Source organism: Desulfatibacillum alkenivorans DSM 16219 (assembly GCF_900142135.1).
GTDB lineage: Bacteria > Desulfobacterota > Desulfobacteria > Desulfobacterales > Desulfatibacillaceae > Desulfatibacillum > Desulfatibacillum alkenivorans.
On sequence record NZ_FQZU01000014.1, the window covers coordinates 1 to 16,438 of the forward strand.

General features: G+C 52.7%; 11 protein-coding genes. 10 read left to right on the plus strand and 1 reads right to left on the minus strand.

Annotated elements, in window-relative coordinates; translation table 11 throughout:
* The 3 genes from BUE18_RS28765 to BUE18_RS12595 all read left to right on the plus strand — a co-directional run.
* Positions 1 to 298, plus strand: a 298-nt coding sequence (locus tag BUE18_RS28765) for an ISAs1 family transposase (RefSeq protein ID WP_139264596.1), incomplete at its 5' end; no start/stop codon positions are given.
* Between the two features lie 353 nt (positions 299 to 651).
* Complete coding sequence (locus BUE18_RS27935; RefSeq protein ID WP_073476167.1) at positions 652 to 2,157, plus strand: hypothetical protein; 1,506 nt, start codon at positions 652 to 654, stop codon at positions 2,155 to 2,157.
* A gap of 25 nt (positions 2,158 to 2,182) precedes the next feature.
* Positions 2,183 to 3,112 carry a TRAP transporter TatT component family protein gene (locus tag BUE18_RS12595; RefSeq protein ID WP_073476169.1) on the plus strand — a complete coding sequence of 310 codons (930 nt, stop codon included), beginning with the start codon at positions 2,183 to 2,185 and terminating at the stop codon, positions 3,110 to 3,112.
* Positions 3,113 to 3,285: 173 nt separating this feature from the next.
* Here BUE18_RS12595 and BUE18_RS27940 read toward each other — a convergent pair whose 3' ends face one another.
* Positions 3,286 to 3,435, minus strand: a complete 150-nt coding sequence (locus BUE18_RS27940; RefSeq protein WP_170868348.1) for a hypothetical protein — start codon at positions 3,433 to 3,435, stop codon at positions 3,286 to 3,288.
* 241 nt (positions 3,436 to 3,676) lie between these two features.
* Between BUE18_RS27940 and BUE18_RS12605 the strand changes: the two genes are divergently transcribed.
* The 7 genes from BUE18_RS12605 to BUE18_RS12635 all read left to right on the plus strand — a co-directional run bounded on the left by BUE18_RS12605 (position 3,677) and on the right by BUE18_RS12635 (position 16,430).
* Positions 3,677 to 4,753 (plus strand): redoxin domain-containing protein, encoded by a 1,077-nt coding sequence (locus BUE18_RS12605; protein WP_073476172.1) that lies wholly within the window; start codon positions 3,677 to 3,679, stop codon positions 4,751 to 4,753.
* Between the two features lie 257 nt (positions 4,754 to 5,010).
* The gene (locus tag BUE18_RS12610) at positions 5,011 to 6,753 is read left to right on the plus strand and encodes a sensor domain-containing diguanylate cyclase (RefSeq protein WP_073476174.1); all 1,743 of its coding nucleotides are present in this window, start codon (positions 5,011 to 5,013) and stop codon (positions 6,751 to 6,753) included.
* 167 nt (positions 6,754 to 6,920) lie between these two features.
* Positions 6,921 to 8,654 carry a diguanylate cyclase gene (locus tag BUE18_RS12615; protein WP_073476176.1) on the plus strand — a complete coding sequence of 578 codons (1,734 nt, stop codon included), beginning with the start codon at positions 6,921 to 6,923 and terminating at the stop codon, positions 8,652 to 8,654.
* 404 nt (positions 8,655 to 9,058) lie between these two features.
* On the plus strand, positions 9,059 to 11,125 hold the full coding sequence (locus BUE18_RS12620) for a serine protein kinase (protein ID WP_073476178.1): 2,067 nt from the start codon (positions 9,059 to 9,061) through the stop codon (positions 11,123 to 11,125).
* Positions 11,126 to 11,149: 24 nt separating this feature from the next.
* Positions 11,150 to 12,409, plus strand: a complete 1,260-nt coding sequence (locus BUE18_RS12625; RefSeq protein ID WP_139264723.1) for a DUF444 family protein — start codon at positions 11,150 to 11,152, stop codon at positions 12,407 to 12,409.
* Positions 12,409 to 14,061: a SpoVR family protein gene (locus tag BUE18_RS12630; protein WP_073476180.1), complete on the plus strand. Its 1,653-nt coding sequence runs from the start codon at positions 12,409 to 12,411 to the stop codon at positions 14,059 to 14,061. Before BUE18_RS12625 ends, BUE18_RS12630 begins: the two co-directional genes overlap by 1 nt.
* Positions 14,058 to 16,430 (plus strand): serine protein kinase PrkA, encoded by a 2,373-nt coding sequence (locus BUE18_RS12635; RefSeq protein ID WP_073476182.1) that lies wholly within the window; start codon positions 14,058 to 14,060, stop codon positions 16,428 to 16,430. The genes BUE18_RS12630 and BUE18_RS12635 overlap by 4 nt, the downstream gene beginning before the upstream one ends.
* Positions 16,431 to 16,438 lie beyond the last annotated feature (8 nt).

Consider the following 16,438-nt stretch of genomic DNA (forward strand, 5'->3'; position numbering starts at 1 on the left):
GGCCAGCAGGGAAAGGCGTTTATATATTACGAGCTTGGGGTGTGACGCCAAGAAATTTGGGGAGGCCGTTCGCAATCATTGGGGCATAGAAAATTCGGTCCATTGGGTCCTGGACATTGCATTCCGGGAGGATGAAAGCCGGATCAGGGCTGGGCACGCCCCTGAAAACTTGGCGGCGCTAAGACATATCGCCTTGAATTTGCTGAAAAAAGACAAATCCTTTAAAGGAAGTATAAAAACCAAGAGGCTGAACGCGGCAATGGACGTTGAGTATTTACAAGAGGTTGTGTTTTCATAAAATTCACTGAACACGAAACGCCACACGCGGATTCTTTACTTGCGTTGGCCCTGGCCAAGCCCCTGTTGCCTGTTGACAAATTTGGGACTACCGGGTACTTAATTAGTCTGATTCATGGGAATGAAGCAGGGGTGGAGCCCATTTGCAGGCCTTGGATGTAAAATCGCACAACAAAGACGCCGGCTGATTTTTCAAGGGGAAACAAGGCCGGTCGTCGGCTCTTCTTCTTATTTCATTCCAATTCCATGCGTGCAGGTTATTCGCCTTAAAAGCCGCGGCGTTCCCGTTTCTTTTACTATCAGACGCACCGGCGTCTGCGCCGAATCAGAATTCATGCCACTGGGGGGGACTTCATGAAATCCTGGATCGCCATCGCCTTATCCTTTGTTCTTTTTATCTGCACCAGCGCCTTTACCATCAAGGACGCCGTATCCAATCTGGGCGGCGAAAAACAGGGCGCCGACATCCTATACACCCTGGCCAAGGTCCTCAAGGACTTCAACGACCATCGGATTTCCAGCGAGCAGACTCAGGAATGCTACGGGTTTCTCGCCGGCTCCCTGGAAGAGTTCCAATTTCAAAAAATATACGAAAGCCACTACCTGACTTCCGGCCCCAAGGGGTATAAAGGCCTCACCTTTCATGGCTACCCGGAAAAAGACGGCTATGTTTTCAACCTGGCCCAAGCGCACAGCGGAGTTCCTTCTCTCGCTTCCAAAGGCGGCATGACAGCGGATGCGGCTTTCAAACGGCATGGCAGGTCGGCGGTGGGCGAGCCCAGCTTTTCCACCTATTTCAATGCCGAGGCGAACACGGGGCGCTTGTCCCACGAAAGCGTAAACCGTTTTCTGGACGATCTGCTGCTGGTTTTGGATCCCAAAAATCTCAGGCAGTTAGAGGCCTCCGCCTGCGCGGGCCGCTCGGACGGTTGCGGCAAAAAAGTGGACGTCGCCGCTCAATTAACGGAGGTTTTCCCAAACTCCAGCCGGTTTTTCGGTCACTTTTCGGACCTGAAAGTGGACTATGAGATTATGAGCGTGGAGGGCAAGGAGTTCACCAAGGCCGCGATTAGCTCCTCCTTGTTTTTGAACAAGCTCAACGACGACTTTCCCTGGACCGCAGCGCACCTGGACAATTTGGAAGGCACCCTGCGTGCGGACATGCGTTTCCTGAACGAGTTCGGGCACAAGATTTTGGAGGTTAAGGCCCAAACCGATGAGGACTTTCTGACTTTTTCCTTTTGCACCAGCAACGGAAAGGTGCTGCCCACGGACGGTTTCGGCAAGCCCGAGTATCGGGAGGATTTCAGCTTTAAGAATCTGACAGTGCTTCCCGTGGACCTGTATCTGGATCTGTACACCAAGGCCAACGGCCTGAAGTTTTCCACCAAAGGCCTGCGCATCCTGGTGGATTACGAAAAGCTGGATGAGGCCATGCTGCTTTCCATCCGCTCGGACAATCTGGTGGACACCCGCGTTTCCGGAATGGCTATGTACGTTCTGCCGTCCTGGAGCATTGACTGGCTTTTGCCTTCCTCCATGGAAGAGCTGATATTCGACTTTTCCTCGGTCATGATCCAGGCCAATAACGGGGAAGGCTCCTTTGTCAAAATCATGTGCGACGCCCAGGATAAAGACAACGCCAAGACTCAGCTCTATGCCTCAACCGAAGTTCTCGACAATTTTTTCGTCCGTTTTGGGGCGAAAATGGCCCTGGACTATTTTGGAATGGGCCCCATTACGTCAAAAGAGGCGAAGAAGTTTCGCTCCCGGGCCCTGGAAGCCATCCTGGCTGATTTTCAAATCCAGGCGGAGAAAACCGCAGAGGCCCAAAAGGCGGGAACGGTTCCTTCGGCCTAATTCTACGCAACAACGAGGAGTTTTCATGCATCCCGGCATCGATAATAAAAAAGCTGTCCTGACCAAAACCAAACTGCTGATCCTTGCAGGGGTCCTTCTTTCCATGATCGGCTGCACCCGGGTGATTCAAAAAATCTCCCAGGTGGGCGTGTCCACGGGCGCCGAAATATTTGCAGGCCCAACCATCCATATGATGGTGGATATAATTATGGATACGGATAACATCAGGCTGGCCAGGGAAGGCATCGGCGGCAATATGGTCATTGTTACGGCGCTGGCAGAATTGCACCCCAATGACCTGGAAATTCAGAGCAAGGCCGCCTATCTGCATTGCTGCTACGGCATGCTTGTGGAAAACGAAGATCCCCGTTTCGCTTCCCAGCTATACCACATTGCCAGGGATTGCGGAAAACGCGCTTTAAGAACCAATAAAAAATTCAGGGACGGCATGGATTCCGGAAAAAGGACTTCGGAACTGGTTCAGTATTTGAACGACGACTACGTGGAAGCCCTCATGTGGACGGCTTCGGCGAAAATGCTCTACCTGCTGCAAAATCGGAATGACCATCAAGCGCAGTTGGAAATCCCCGAAAGCCTGGACATGGTGGGGAGAGCCATGGAAATGGACCCGGATTATTTGTTCGGAGCCTGCCAGATGTTCATCGGCGTATATTACGCCTTGATTCCTGAATTCATGGGCGTGGGCTCAGGCCCGGAGAACTCGGCCAAGATGTTCCAGGAGGCCAGGGACGTAACAGACGGAAAAAACCTGATGGTCGATCTGTTCGAAGCCCGTTTTCTTTCCGTAACCATCGGCGACAAGCCCCGCTTTGAAGAGCTTATGGATCACATACTCAAAACCGACCCCAAAGCTCTGGAAGGCGGCGCCATGCTCAACGTCTTTGCCCAAGAGCAGGCTCATTACTGGCTGGACAAAAAAAAGGAGCTTTTTTAATAGCTCTTGCTCCATGCCACTAAGCAATGGATCCACAACAGGGCGAAAAACACCCCTGAAAAACAGCATAAAGTTACATAGAAAATCATAACCCCCTCCTTAAAGATCTCTAACCCTGTTCTTTTCGGGGAGAACCCGGCTTTTTCCGTCCTCCCCGCGCTCCCTGCAACCCTCTAATGCCTGCGGCTCCGGCCGCGCCCCATCAACGCGCCCAAAGACGCCGCTCCAAAACGGGTGTAGCTCAAGGCTATCAGCCGCAAATCCGGAGTGCGCTCTTCCGCTTTGCCTTTCAATGACTTCCGGCGTTCTTGCTTTTTTTGCATGGTTTTTCCTCCTTTCCTGGTTTTTGTGGAACTGCTCCCATGGGAGCGTCCTTATAGAAACCATAAAGCAGGCATTAAATATTGTCAAATATTTTTGCTCAAAAAAATGTACCCATAAAAAGGATAAAAAAATTGCTCACAAATACGGCAAAATGAATCCTGAAAAAAAGCGCTTTGCTCCAGCGGCTTAAATCTGGTATTAAATTGTCCGCCTGTTGAAAACTATCCGAGGGAGGGTGATATGGACAGCGGAGAAATATTGCAGGTCGGCCGGCCTGCCCCATTTGTACGCGCTTTGAACCAGAGCGGCAGGGCCATGAGTTTTACGGATCTGCTGGGGGATAAGCAGCATGTCGTGCTTTGCTTCTGCCGGGGCCATTGGTGCCCCGCCTGCGTGGCCCGGTTAGGCGAGATTAACGTTTGCGTCGAGGATTTAGGAAGCTTGGAGGCGTCCGTATACGCGGTATCGACGGACAGCATGGAGCAGTCAGCCGCCATGCAGCGAGAAATGGGGCTGAAATTTGACGTATTGTCCGATCCGGATTGCAACATGGTCAAGGCCTGGGGCTTGTTCAACCCCTATGAGTCCGGAGGCGTGGCCAAACCCGCGCTGGCTGTTTTGGACAAGGAGGGAGTGGTTCGTTACCTGGCCTTTGACGGCGTGGTTTGCCACGTTCCCTTTACGAAGGTTAAAGAGTTTTTGGAGCAGCGCCTTGCAGAAGGCGGGCATCAGGGTATGGACTCGCCTTCCTCCCTGGCCAGGATTAAGGCGTCTACGGTGATGCAGACCGGCCGGAACGTTTTGCAAAGGGGGAGCCGTGCAAACTGGAAGCATTACGCCCTGGCCCCTTTGGAAGTGGGAATGCTCCTGCACGATTCCGTGTACGGCGCCCAGCGCGTTTTTTTGTCCCGGGAGTATCCGGTCCCGCCTGAAGAGGTTTTTCCTCATTTCAGCACCCCCGAATTGATGAACCGCTTTCTTGACGCCGTCCTTACCAGAATTAAGGCCAGCCCTACGGACAAGGAAAATCCCAATGGCGTGGGGTCGGTCCGCAAGGTGAAAATCGGCCCCAGCACATTGGAGGAGACAATCACCCGGCTGGAGCCGCCGTATTTGTGCCAGTACGTCATCAGTAAAGGCTCCCCGTTGAAGGACTACACCGGAACGATTTTGATTTCCCGCACCAAAACCGGCTCCCGGGTGGTGTGGACCATGACCTTCAAGGCCAAAGCGCCTTATACGGGCCGTCTGATAGCCAAGGCTATGGAGGCGGGCTTTTCCAAAGGGTTGAAAACGCTTTCCGGACAATTAAACTGATTTTATGTGGGACAAATAAACATTAAGGGCGCCTGTTTATAAGTTGAATATCCGTTTATTGATCTTCAGACCCGGTTCGCCCTTCTTCTCTGACATACCGCAGTATTTTTTTGGGCGATCTTTATTACCAATTGATTTTTTTCAGGAAATAACCTTTTCTTTCGCCCGGGCGAACACTTTTTATTGAAATTCGCCCCAGGTTTTCATATAGTCCTCTATCCTGGATTTTTTCCGCGGAGCCCTTAACAATTTTTACCGTGAAAAGACTATATCAAAATACTATTCTTCTCCTTTTTCTGCTTTGGGTCATGGCGGGCTTCGTCATTGGCGCGGAGCCGGTGGTCATGGAAGGCAAGCGCCTATATGCTGCTACCGGAAGTCATTCGGAGTATTTATTAGCCTCCTCCGAGGATTTGGGTATAGAGGACATCCTTCAGAAGAAGTATCAGGATCAGTTTCAGCCCCACAAAAAAGATGCTTTCACCCTGGGCTTGACAAGCAAAATACTATGGCTCCGGTTCAAACTGGTCAACCGGCCGGAGACGCCGCTTGTTTTCGCCGTGGACAGGCCTTTTCCGTACGTTGATTTGTACAGCCCGCAAAAAAGCCGGGCGGGAGTTGCGTATGATGTTCAGCATTCCGGTTATCTTTCAGGCGAGCGAAAAAGGGAGGCGGCGTTAAATTTTCGATTTCCCACATTCCATATTCCCAAAGACGCGCCCGGGGATGAGTATTTTTATTTGCGCCTTAAGCCTTTTTCAAAAGAGATCAACTCCAGCCTGAGCTTCCTGCCCTTTGTGGAGGAAAGGGAGGATTTCATAAAAAGGACGTGGAGGGAAATTTCTTTCTTCTTTATTGTTTGCGGCATGCTTTTGTCCCTGGCTTTTTACAACCTGTTTTTGGCTATCCAATTGAAGGACAGGGTTTATTTCGCCTATGTGGGCTACGTTGTTTTCATTCTGATATATGTGCTCACGCGCAGCGGCCTGCCGGCCGCGTTCGGCGCTCCACGTCTTAATTTGCTTTCCATCCAGGCTGTAGCAATCGCGCTTTGCTTCAGCATTCTTTTCGCAAAAAGTTTTTTACAGACCAAGGAGCACTGCCCGGTTCTGCATCATCTGCTTACTGCTTGCTTTATCCTGTGCCTGGCGGTTTTAGCGGCCATGATTACAGGACATCCCAAATTGGGGAACACGCTGGTGCACGGGGTTGGCGCGATAGGCGTGTGGCTGGCCATTATTACGGGAGTCCGAAGGCTGTTGCAGGGCTATGTACCGGCCAGGTATTATGTGGCCGGTTGGCTGACCATTTCCTTGGGCAGCTTTATGGTTAGTTTGCAGGGGTTCGGCCTGCTGCCCAATAATTTTGCCACCACCAATGCGGTAGCCATAACATGCACCATGGAGACGGTTTTGCTTTCCCTGGCCCTGGGGGACCGGATCAACGCACTGCAGCAAGAGAAGAGAGTTCTAAAGGTCCAGGAAAAACGCCTTATGGAGTTGTCCATCAGGGACGAGTTAACGGGGCTTTTCAACAAGCGCTGGTTTTCCACCAAAATCTCCTCGGAAATCGGGAACTGCCGAGCCGTGAACCAGCCCCTTTCCCTGATCATCCTGGATATCGACCATTTTAAGAGGCTCAATGATACTTACGGCCATGCCATGGGCGATACTGTCCTGAACCAATTGGGCAAGATCATTTCCGTCAACGTCAGGGACAGGGATGTGCCCTGCCGGTATGGCGGCGAGGAGTTCACCATCATTTTGCCTTTGATAGACTTGAAAAAGGCGGCTCAAATAGCCGAGAGGCTCCGCGGCGTTTTTTCGCGTTTTGTTTTTCAAACCGGTTCAGGCGAGAAAATAAAGGCCACCATCAGCCTGGGCGCGGCCGAGCTTTCCCCCACCGATGATGCGGCGTCCTTGTTTGAAAAAGCGGACCAGGCCCTGTATCGGGCTAAAAACAGCGGCCGGAATAAAGTCATTTCAGCGCCGGAAAAATAATCATGTGCTTCATTGGCTAAACGGCATTTAATGTAATGGGGCCGGCCTCAAACATTTAAAACCTTATTATTCAAGCCGATTCTCAGCTTTTTGTTGAAACTTGCCCCTATTTTTCATATAGTTCCTGCGGCCTTGATTATTACCATACAGCCCCGTTGAATTGTATTTTGAGCGAATCCAAAAAAAAATACTTCTGGATCCTTTTCCTGTTTTGGGTCCTAACGCCCTCCGCCGCGGGCGCTGCGGAGAGCATCGTCAGGGAAGACGGCCAATATTCGCCTATTGGGAAATATACGGAGTATTTGACGGCCTCTTCCGAAGAAGTCTCCCTGGAAGACATCCTGCAGAAAACATATCAGGAATTGTTTCAGCCGCATAAGGACGATTCCTATACACTCGGCCTTACCAGCAAGGTCCTGTGGCTGCGGTTTAAGCTGGACAACCCATGGGGAGAGCCGCTTGTTTTGGCTATTGACAGGCCTCTTCCATACGCCGACCTGTACGTCCCTCAAAAGGGTCCGGGCGTTGATTCCCATTGGATTCGGCGATCAGTCAGCCTTTTGCACCCCCAAGGGGGGGAGAGGGAATTTAAATATCGATATCCCGTATTCCTCATTTTGCAAGACGCGCCAGGGAGTGAATATTTTTATTTGCGCATCAATCCTTCCGGCAAGGAATACCACGCCGCTTTAAGCTTTGTTCCTTTTGTCGAGGGGAGAGAGCATTTTTTAAAAAGGGCGAGAAAGGAAATCGCTTTCTTTTTCACCATCTTTGGAATGCTTTTGTCGCTGGCCTTGTACAACCTGTTTATAGCCTTGCAGCTGAAGGACAAGGTGTACTTTTCTTATGTATGCTATTTGGCGTCCATTCTAATATATGTGATCATGTATAGCGGCCTGCCCATCGTTTTTGACGCTCCAAGGCTTGCCGCATACCCCCTGCAGGCGGCGTCATTTGTTTTTTGTTTTGGCGCCGTTTTCACCCAATCTTTTTTACAAACCAAAAAACACACCCCGATTTTGCACCGTTTGATCACCTTATACTTTATTTTTTGCCTGACCGCGCTGTTCGCCATAGTCGCGGGGCGCCCCCAATTGTCCAATACGCTGGTTCATATAGCCGGAGCTTCGAGCGTATGGCTGGCTGTTATCACGGGAGTCCGCAGGCTGCTGCAAGGCTACACGCCGGCCAGATATTACGTGGCCGGTTGGCTGGTCGTTTGTTTGGGCAGTTGTACAATTAGCCTGCAGGGGCTTGGCCTGCTGCCCAACAATTTTTTTACCAGCAACTCCGTCGCCATAACATGCACCATGGAGGCGATTTTGCTTTCCCTGGCCCTGGGGGACCGCATCAGCGCCCTGCAAAAGGACAAAAAAATCCTCCAGACTCAGGAAAAGCGGCTCATGGAATTGTCCATCCGCGACGAATTGACCGGCCTATACAACAAAAGATGGTTCACCGGGAAAATCTCCTCCGAAATTGAAACCTGCAAGAGCGTGGGCCAGCCGCTATCCCTGATCATCCTGGACATCGACCATTTTAAGCAGCTTAATGACGAACACGGCCACGCCGCGGGGGACAGGATTTTACACCAGTTGGGCGAAATCATTGCTGCCAACGTCCGCACCAGAGACATTCCATGCCGCTACGGCGGCGAGGAGTTCGCCATCATCCTGCCGCTGATCGATCTTAAAAAAGCTGTCCAGGTGGCGGAAAGGCTGAGAAAGGCCTTCTGCGCCCATCGCTTTACCATCGAGGGCGGCGGCCACATAATAAAGACCATCAGCCTGGGCGTTGCCGAGCTTTCCCCTTCCGACGACGCAGCGTCCTTGTTTGGAAGGGCGGACCTGGCCTTGTATTGCGCTAAAGACAACGGGCGTAACCGAGTAATTACTGCGTAGTTTATTTGAAATTTTGACGTTACTTCTTTTTCTGTATTTTATTTCCCCGGCCTTTCATTTCCATTCTTGACGTTTTCTCTTCTAAAAATCGTCATGATTTTGTCAATCTTCCTATTTTGTGGGGGCTGCGCCTTCCATTGAGACGATAGCAGCCTAAAATACTCTTTCAATTCCCGCAAATACGGGCTTTCTATGCGCAAATAGGTTTTTGGCACAGGAATTGCTCTCAATAAGGCTAACTCTTCTGCTTTGCGGCGCCAAAGAGAGGCTTGGTTTTCCAGCCAAGGCCTTGGCGCCGAGTTCCACCGCAATACGGCGTGAAAGCGCCGGCCTGACCTTAAAACAGACAGTTTACCGGGCTAAAGCCTGCAATAATTTTAATTTTTAAGACCCCGGAGGCGACCATGAACGGCAACCGGAACAACTCCCTGGACGACCACCTCAAGCTGGTGAAAACCGGCAAACTGCGCTTTGAAAACGCTTTTCAGGCTGTGGCCAGGATGATCCTGGAGGATGAGTCAGCTATTGAAAAGGTCGTTGTTCATGGCAGGAATACTTATGATTTCAAACTGTTTCGGCAGGGTGCAAGGCATGTTGTAGGCATGTTTGAAGAAATCAACAGCTTTGTGTCCTGCGTGAAAGACGCCGCGGAGGGCGGGTCTTCCCGCGAAATGGCCTTTGTCCTCGTGGGCGAGCCGGGCAACGGCAAAACCTTTTTCGTGGACTACCTGTGCGCCCGATACCGCGAGTTCTTAGCCCAGCCCGCCAACAGGCGCTTCACCTTTAACTTTACGGGCATGGACCGGTTGGGGACTTACGGCAAGCTGAACACCTTCCAGTCCCAAACCTTTGAAGACCCCATGGTCCTGTGGATGAACCTGGGCGAGACTCAGGAGCAGAGCAAGGAAATCCTGGCCAAGCGCGGCAAAATGAAGGCCAAGGATATCGACAAGTTGTTCGAGAATTATCGGCCTTTGGGCGCTTGCAGCGATTTTATGCTCAACGACATCCGAATGCACACGGACGGCGATATCGATAAAATGCTTTCCTTTTTTCAGGTGGCGCCCGTGCCTTTGAGCGAAAGCCTGGGCACCATTACCGGCAAATATTCGGCCAAGGACAAAATCACATCTTCCGCCGTGGACCTGCTGGGCGAAGAGTCCATCAGCCGCCTGCTCCACATTGCGGACCCCAACAACCCCTATCGCTTTGACTTGCGCAGAGGGGCCTTGTCCCGCGTGGCTGGCGGAGGCATTCATTTTTCCGACGAAATTTTCAAAAACAAAAAGGATCTGGTCCAGATTTATTTAGGCGTCATCCAGAATCGTAACATAGAAATTGACGGTTTTCGTTGGCCCATTGACACCTTGATCATAGCAACCAGCAACAACGCCGAGTTCAACCGCTTTTTGGCGGAAAAGGAAGAAGCGCCCATCGTGGACCGCTGCCGCATTTGCTACGTGGCCCATAACACGGACTACAGGCTGCAAAACCAGTTGACGGATTACGCCATCGGCGCCGAATCCAAAACCACCATCACAAGCGAAGAGCTGCATCAGGACCCCAACATGAACTATGCGGCTTCCGTCGCCGTGGTTTTGACGCGCCTGCCGAAAAACGAAAAGCTGACCAGCATCGAAATGATGAAGCTGGCCGCCGGAGAGATCGCCGGGGAAAAGAGCATCAAGACCCTGGCCGAGGTCAAGGACTCCCTGAACCACGAGCCGGACATCACACGCCGGTTCGGCCAGAGGGGCCTGGGCCAGCGCGCCCTGGGCCGCGCCCTGCAGGCTCAGATGGAAACCTCCGAGACCAACGAAGGCCGTTGCATGTTCGCCGAGGACGTGTTCAAGGCCCTGGAAAGGGTGGTGCTGGATTATGTGACCGAAGCCAACGATCGGGCCAAGTATTTCTCGGACATCAAGACAGCCCGGGGCCTGTATCGCGAACGGGTCATGACCGAAATGTTCAACGCCTATATGGACGAGCCCCAGGCCATCCGCAAGGACGTCATGAATTACGTGAACATGATCATCGGCATTGACGCCGAAAACCTGGGGCCGGACCAGATGTGGAAGTACAAGGACCCCCAGAGCGGCGAGCTGAAGGCGTTGAAAATCGACGAGCGCTACGTCCAGAGCGTGGAGGAGCGCCTGGGCCTGAAAACCCGGGAGCAGCGGGAAAGCTTCCGCACCTCCATCCGTAAGATTTACGGCCAGAAAATGTCCCTGAACAAGGAATACGACTTCATGGACAACATAGAGCTTGTCAAGGCCGTGACGGACGTCCGGCTGAAATCCGACATCGCAGGCACGGGCAGCCTCATCGGCGCTCTGGCCAACCGGACCAACGAGGAAAACCAGAAGCTCTATGACCGCATGATCGACACCATGCTGAACAAACTGGGTTATTGCAGGACGTGCGCCCACAAGACCATAGAATATTTCTGCACCCAAAGCGACGAAACCTAAGCAGGCCCATGCGAGGACAAGGACGTGGCAAAGGACCCTGATAATAAAAAATTGAGCTTGGGCTCAGACATGGCGGCGCCTCCCGGAGGCCCGTCCAAAGGGCCCGGCCCCGGCGTCACCTACGTGCACACCCTGAGCTCGGTGGATGAGCTGCTGGAGCGGGACGCACAGCGGGAAAAGGACGGCTTTCCCCGCAAAATCCGCATCGGCAGGTTTATGAAGCCGGCCCGGGGCGGCAAGGACAAGGTGATTCTGGTTCCCACCACGGTGGAAGAAAAATTCATGCACGACACGCGCCCTCAGGACGAGCAGGAGGAGCAGAGCACAGGCGGTTCCGGCGAAGGCCAGGAAGGCGAGGTGATCGGCGAGCAGCCCGTGCATCAGACCTCCGGGTCCGGGCAGGGCGCTTCGGGCGAGGGAGACAGCGGCGGACATGAGATCGAATCCTCGGCCTATGATCTTGGCAGGATTCTTACGGAAAAATTCCAGCTTCCCAACCTGAAGGACAAGGGAAAGAAGCGCTCCCTCACCAAATACACCTACGACCTGACGGACAGGCACGTGGGATCCGGGCAGGTGCTGGACAAAAAAGCCACCTTCCGGCAGATCGTCAAAACCAACATCGCCCTGGGCAGAATTGACGCCGACGGGGATATCGACGCCTCGGAGCTCATCATGGGGCCCAAAGACCGGGTGTTCCGGATCGTCTCCCGGGAAAAGGATTTCGAGTCCCAGGCCATGGTTTTTTTCGTGCGGGACTACTCCGGGTCCATGAGCGGCAAGCCCACCGAGGCCGTGGTTTCGCAGCATGTGCTCATTTACAGCTGGCTCTTGTACCAATACGACAGGCAGGTGGAAACCCGGTTTATCCTCCATGACACGGAGGCCAAGGAAGTGGACGACTTCCACACCTATTACAGCTCCACCGTGGCCGGCGGAACCCGGGTCAAGTCCGCGTACCAGTTGGTGAATGAAATCGTGGAAAAGGAAAGCCTGGAACGGGATTACAACATTTACGTTTTTCACGGCACCGACGGCGACGACTGGGATTCCGACGGACGGGAAACCCTGCCCGAACTCAAAAAAATGCTGCTTTACTCCAGCCGGGTGGGCGTATCCATCGCCGAACGCTATTCCGGCGGCCAAAGCAAGACCGTGGTGGAGCGTTACATCCGCAACTCCGGTCTGCTTCATGACCAAAACGCCCGGCTCAGCCTGGACTCATTTTCGGAAAACGCGGATGAAGACCGCCTGATCGAAGGCATTCGGAGGCTCATGGCGTAATGGAACTCATCGATCAGCATACAAAGCGAATCATGGAAGGCTGCAAGGAGCGGGCTCGGGACGCGGGCCTGGAGTTCGGCGGCGACACTCTGGAGTACATCGTGACCAACCGGGACCTTGTGGACCTGGGGCCCAAAAACATGATCCCCACCCTGTACGACTATTGGGTGCAGGACGTGGAGGTCATCAAGGAGCGCAGCCGGTACGAACTGTACCCCAACAACCCGTACGAAACGGTCATCAACACCCGGCCGGCCATATCCTTTTATAACGATAACAACCCGGACTGGCTCAACGTCATGATTTTTTACCATGTCCTGGGCCACATAGACTTTTTTCGGAACAACCACTTGTTCGCCCATACCTGGCACGAGGATTTCGAGGGCCAGGCTTTGTCGGACAAACGCTACATCGCCAAGCTGCGGTCCGAAAAAGGACGCTGGGTGGATTATGTGATTGAGTTTTCCCGGGGGATAGACAACCTGGTCGGCCTGTATTCCGAGCTTTCCAGCCTCAACAGGCATGAAACGCCGATCCTTTCCCGGCTGGATTATTATTTTGACGTGTTTTTGCAAAAGGAAAAAAAGGTTCGGGCGGGGGAGTATCTTAAGGAGATTGAACGCTACAACCAGGCTTGCAGGGATTTTCCCGACGCCCCGGATCCTGTGTTTTTTGCGGAAGTGGCGGCCGCCTATCCGGAATTCGAGGCCTTGTACAGTAAATTCAAGAACAGGCGCCACTCCCGTCCAAAGGACCTTATGTCCTATATCCTGGAAAATTCGCCTTTTTTGGCCAAGGATCAAAATCGCTGGATGAAGCCCGTGGTGGAAATCGTCCGGAAGACGGCTTTGTTTTTCGCCCCGCAAATCCGCACCAAGACCATCAACGAAGGCTGGTCCAGCTACTGGCACGAAAAGCTCTTTTTGCAGGACGACAGAATCAGCGGCAACGAAGTGGGCTTCGCCAGGGTGAACGCCTTTGTGACGGCCTTGCCCTTTGTGGGCCTGAACCCCTACGCAATCGGCATGCGTTTGTTTGAGCACGTGGAGGACTTGGGGAGGGGCGGCAGGATATCCTACGACTTTCAAAAACTGCTGGACGCGAACCTGAGAAAGAAATTCTCCAGGGAGGACGCTTCGGGCGGGGGCTGGGTCTTCAAGGTGCGCGAAAATTTTTCGGATTTCACTTTTATCAATACCTTTGTGGACCAGGAGTTTGTGGACAAACACAAACTTTTTGTGGCGGGCCGCAGGCTGAACCCCCGCAAGAAGGTGTGGGAGTACTACATCAAAAGCCGTAAGGCTGAAGACTATAAGCAAATGCTTCTGGACTCCCTGTACCATCCTCCCAGCATCGACATTGTGGAGGAGGAGACCAACGACGAGCACCTGTATTTGACCCATCGCTTTGAAGGCAAGCCCCTGGTCAAGGAGTTCATCGCAAACACCATGATGGGCATAGAGTTTCTTTGGGGAGGACCGGTCAAGCTGGAAACCACCGAGTTGATCATGCCTGCGCCTGAACCAACCGGCCTGGCGGCCTTTTATGCGGCTTTCGCCACGGACCCGTTCCCCGGGTCCTCGCGGGAGCCCAGTTACCGGCGCGTGGTTTATACTATGGAAGACAGAAAGCTCTCAAAGGTTGTGTTATGAACGAAAATCCCTACGAGCAAAAATCCAAGGACATCCTGGAGGGGTTGTGCGCCAAGATTCGGGAGAAGGAGCACGGCGCTCCCATCCCTTTGGAGGAGTTTCTTCAAATCGCCGCCAGCGAGCCGGACCGGGTGTTTCGCAACATTCTCCAGGTCTTCCACGATATGATTCATTCCTACGTGGGGCCCGGCAGCGATGAGTATCTTGGAGACCCCGAGACCATCAACTTCGTGTATTACGATACGCACCGCCTGTTTGTGGAAGGCAGCGACAACCCATTTTTTGCGGATCGCTTGTTTGCCAACCGCTTTATACAGCATGTGACCACGTTTCGGCGGGGCATTCCGCAAAATCGCATTTATATCTTTGAAGGCCCTCACGGCAGCGGAAAGAGCACCTTTTTAAACAATCTGCTCATGAAATTCGAGCAGTACACCAAAACTCCCCAGGGGGTTTCCTACGAAACCATCTGGCGCATCGATAAAAACGAGCTGGGCGCCGGAGATATAGAAGCGGCCGCCATTTTAAAGCAGTTGAAAAACCTGGTGGAAACCCCGGGCGTGCGGGGCGTAACGCCCATGAAAGGGGCGGACCTGGCGGCTTTAAGCAACAAGAATTACCTCCAGGTGCATTGCCCTAACCACGATCATCCCATCATGCAAATTCCCAAAGCCTACCGCAGGGAATTGATAGATGAGTTGATCGACGATCCGGTTTTAAAAAAGAAGATCCTGTATCAAAAGCAGTACCAATGGATATACCGGGATAAGCCGTGCACCATTTGCGCGTCTTTGTTCCGGTCGCTGCTGGACGTGCTGGGGGCGCCTTCCAAGGTTTTTAAAATGATTTACGCCAGGCCCTATCAGTTTAATCGAAGGCTTGGGGAAGGCGTGAGCGTTTTCAACCCGGCGGACATGATTCCCAAAAGCAACCTGCTAAGCAACCCCGTGCTGCAGCAGCAGCTGGACAGCCTGTTGCGGAGCAGCAACCAGGTCCGGTACGTGTATTCCCGGTACGCCAAGACCAACAACGGCATATACGCGCTCATGGACATAAAGGACGCCAACAAATACCGGTTCAACGCTCTCCACGGCATCATCAGCGAGGGAGTGCATAAACTGGAAGACGTGGAGGAAGACGTGCATTCCCTGTTCCTGGCCCTCATGAATCCCGAGGATCACAATCAGGTGGATCAGGCGCTTTCGTTTTCCGACCGCATCACGTACATAAAAATCAACTACGTGCTGGATTACAACACGGAAGTGAAGATCTACAAAAGCAACTTTGGGGACCAGATCGAGAAGCGTTTTTTGCCCAGGGTTTTGGAAAACTTCGCCAAGGTCATCATCTCCACCAGGCTGAAAACCAGCTCCGAACCCCTTTTGGAGTGGATCGGCGATCCCTACAGATACAGGAGATACTGCGACCGGAACCTGCTGCTGCTGAAAATGGACATCTACACCGGCGTCATCCCGGCCTGGCTTTCGGAGCGGGACAGGCAGGCTTTTAGCGCCAAGCGGCGCCGGAAGGTTGTGGCCGAGTCGGAAAACGAAGGCCGCGCCGGCTTTTCGGGGCGCGACTCCATTAATATTTTCAACGAGTTTTATACGGCGGTGGCGAAAAAAGGCAAGCTCATCAACATGGACATGCTGGTGAACTTTTTCAAAAAACGTCAAAAAGGCCAGGAGGTGATCATTCCGGAAGGCTTTATGGAATCCCTGGTGGACTCCTACAATTACATGCTTCTCCAGGAAGTGAAGGAATCCCTGTACTATTACAATGAAGAAAGGATTTCCAACGACATCCAGAACTATCTCTTCGCCATTAATTTTGAAATCGGCAGGGAGGAAAAATGCGTGTACACCGGCGAGAAACTGGAAATCACCGAAAGTTATCTGAGCTCCATGGAACAGCGTTTCATGGGCGCGGGAGTCCCTGGACAGGCGCAACTCATGTTCCGGGAGGAAATCCAGCGGGAATACGCTTCCAAGACCCTGACCCAGGAAATGGGCCTGGAAAAGAAGCCCATTACGGAAACGGCGGTTTACAACAAGTTGATGGAGCGTTACGTTCACAACCTGAAGGAAAAGGTGATGGATCCGTTCCAGGAAAACGAAAACTTTCGAAACGCCATCAAGGATTTCAATACAGACGCCTTCAAGACTTACGACCGGAGAATTCGGGAGGAAGTCAGCTTTCTCATGGCCAACCTGCAGAAAAAATACGGGTATACGGACCAGGGCGCCAGGGAGATATGCATGTACGTCATCGACAAGGATCTGGCCAAGCTGTTCGCCGAACCAACCAGGCCGACGTCCCCGCCCATCAATCCATTCGACGGCCTGGGGGCCTTCGCCATTACTCCATAATCCGGTTG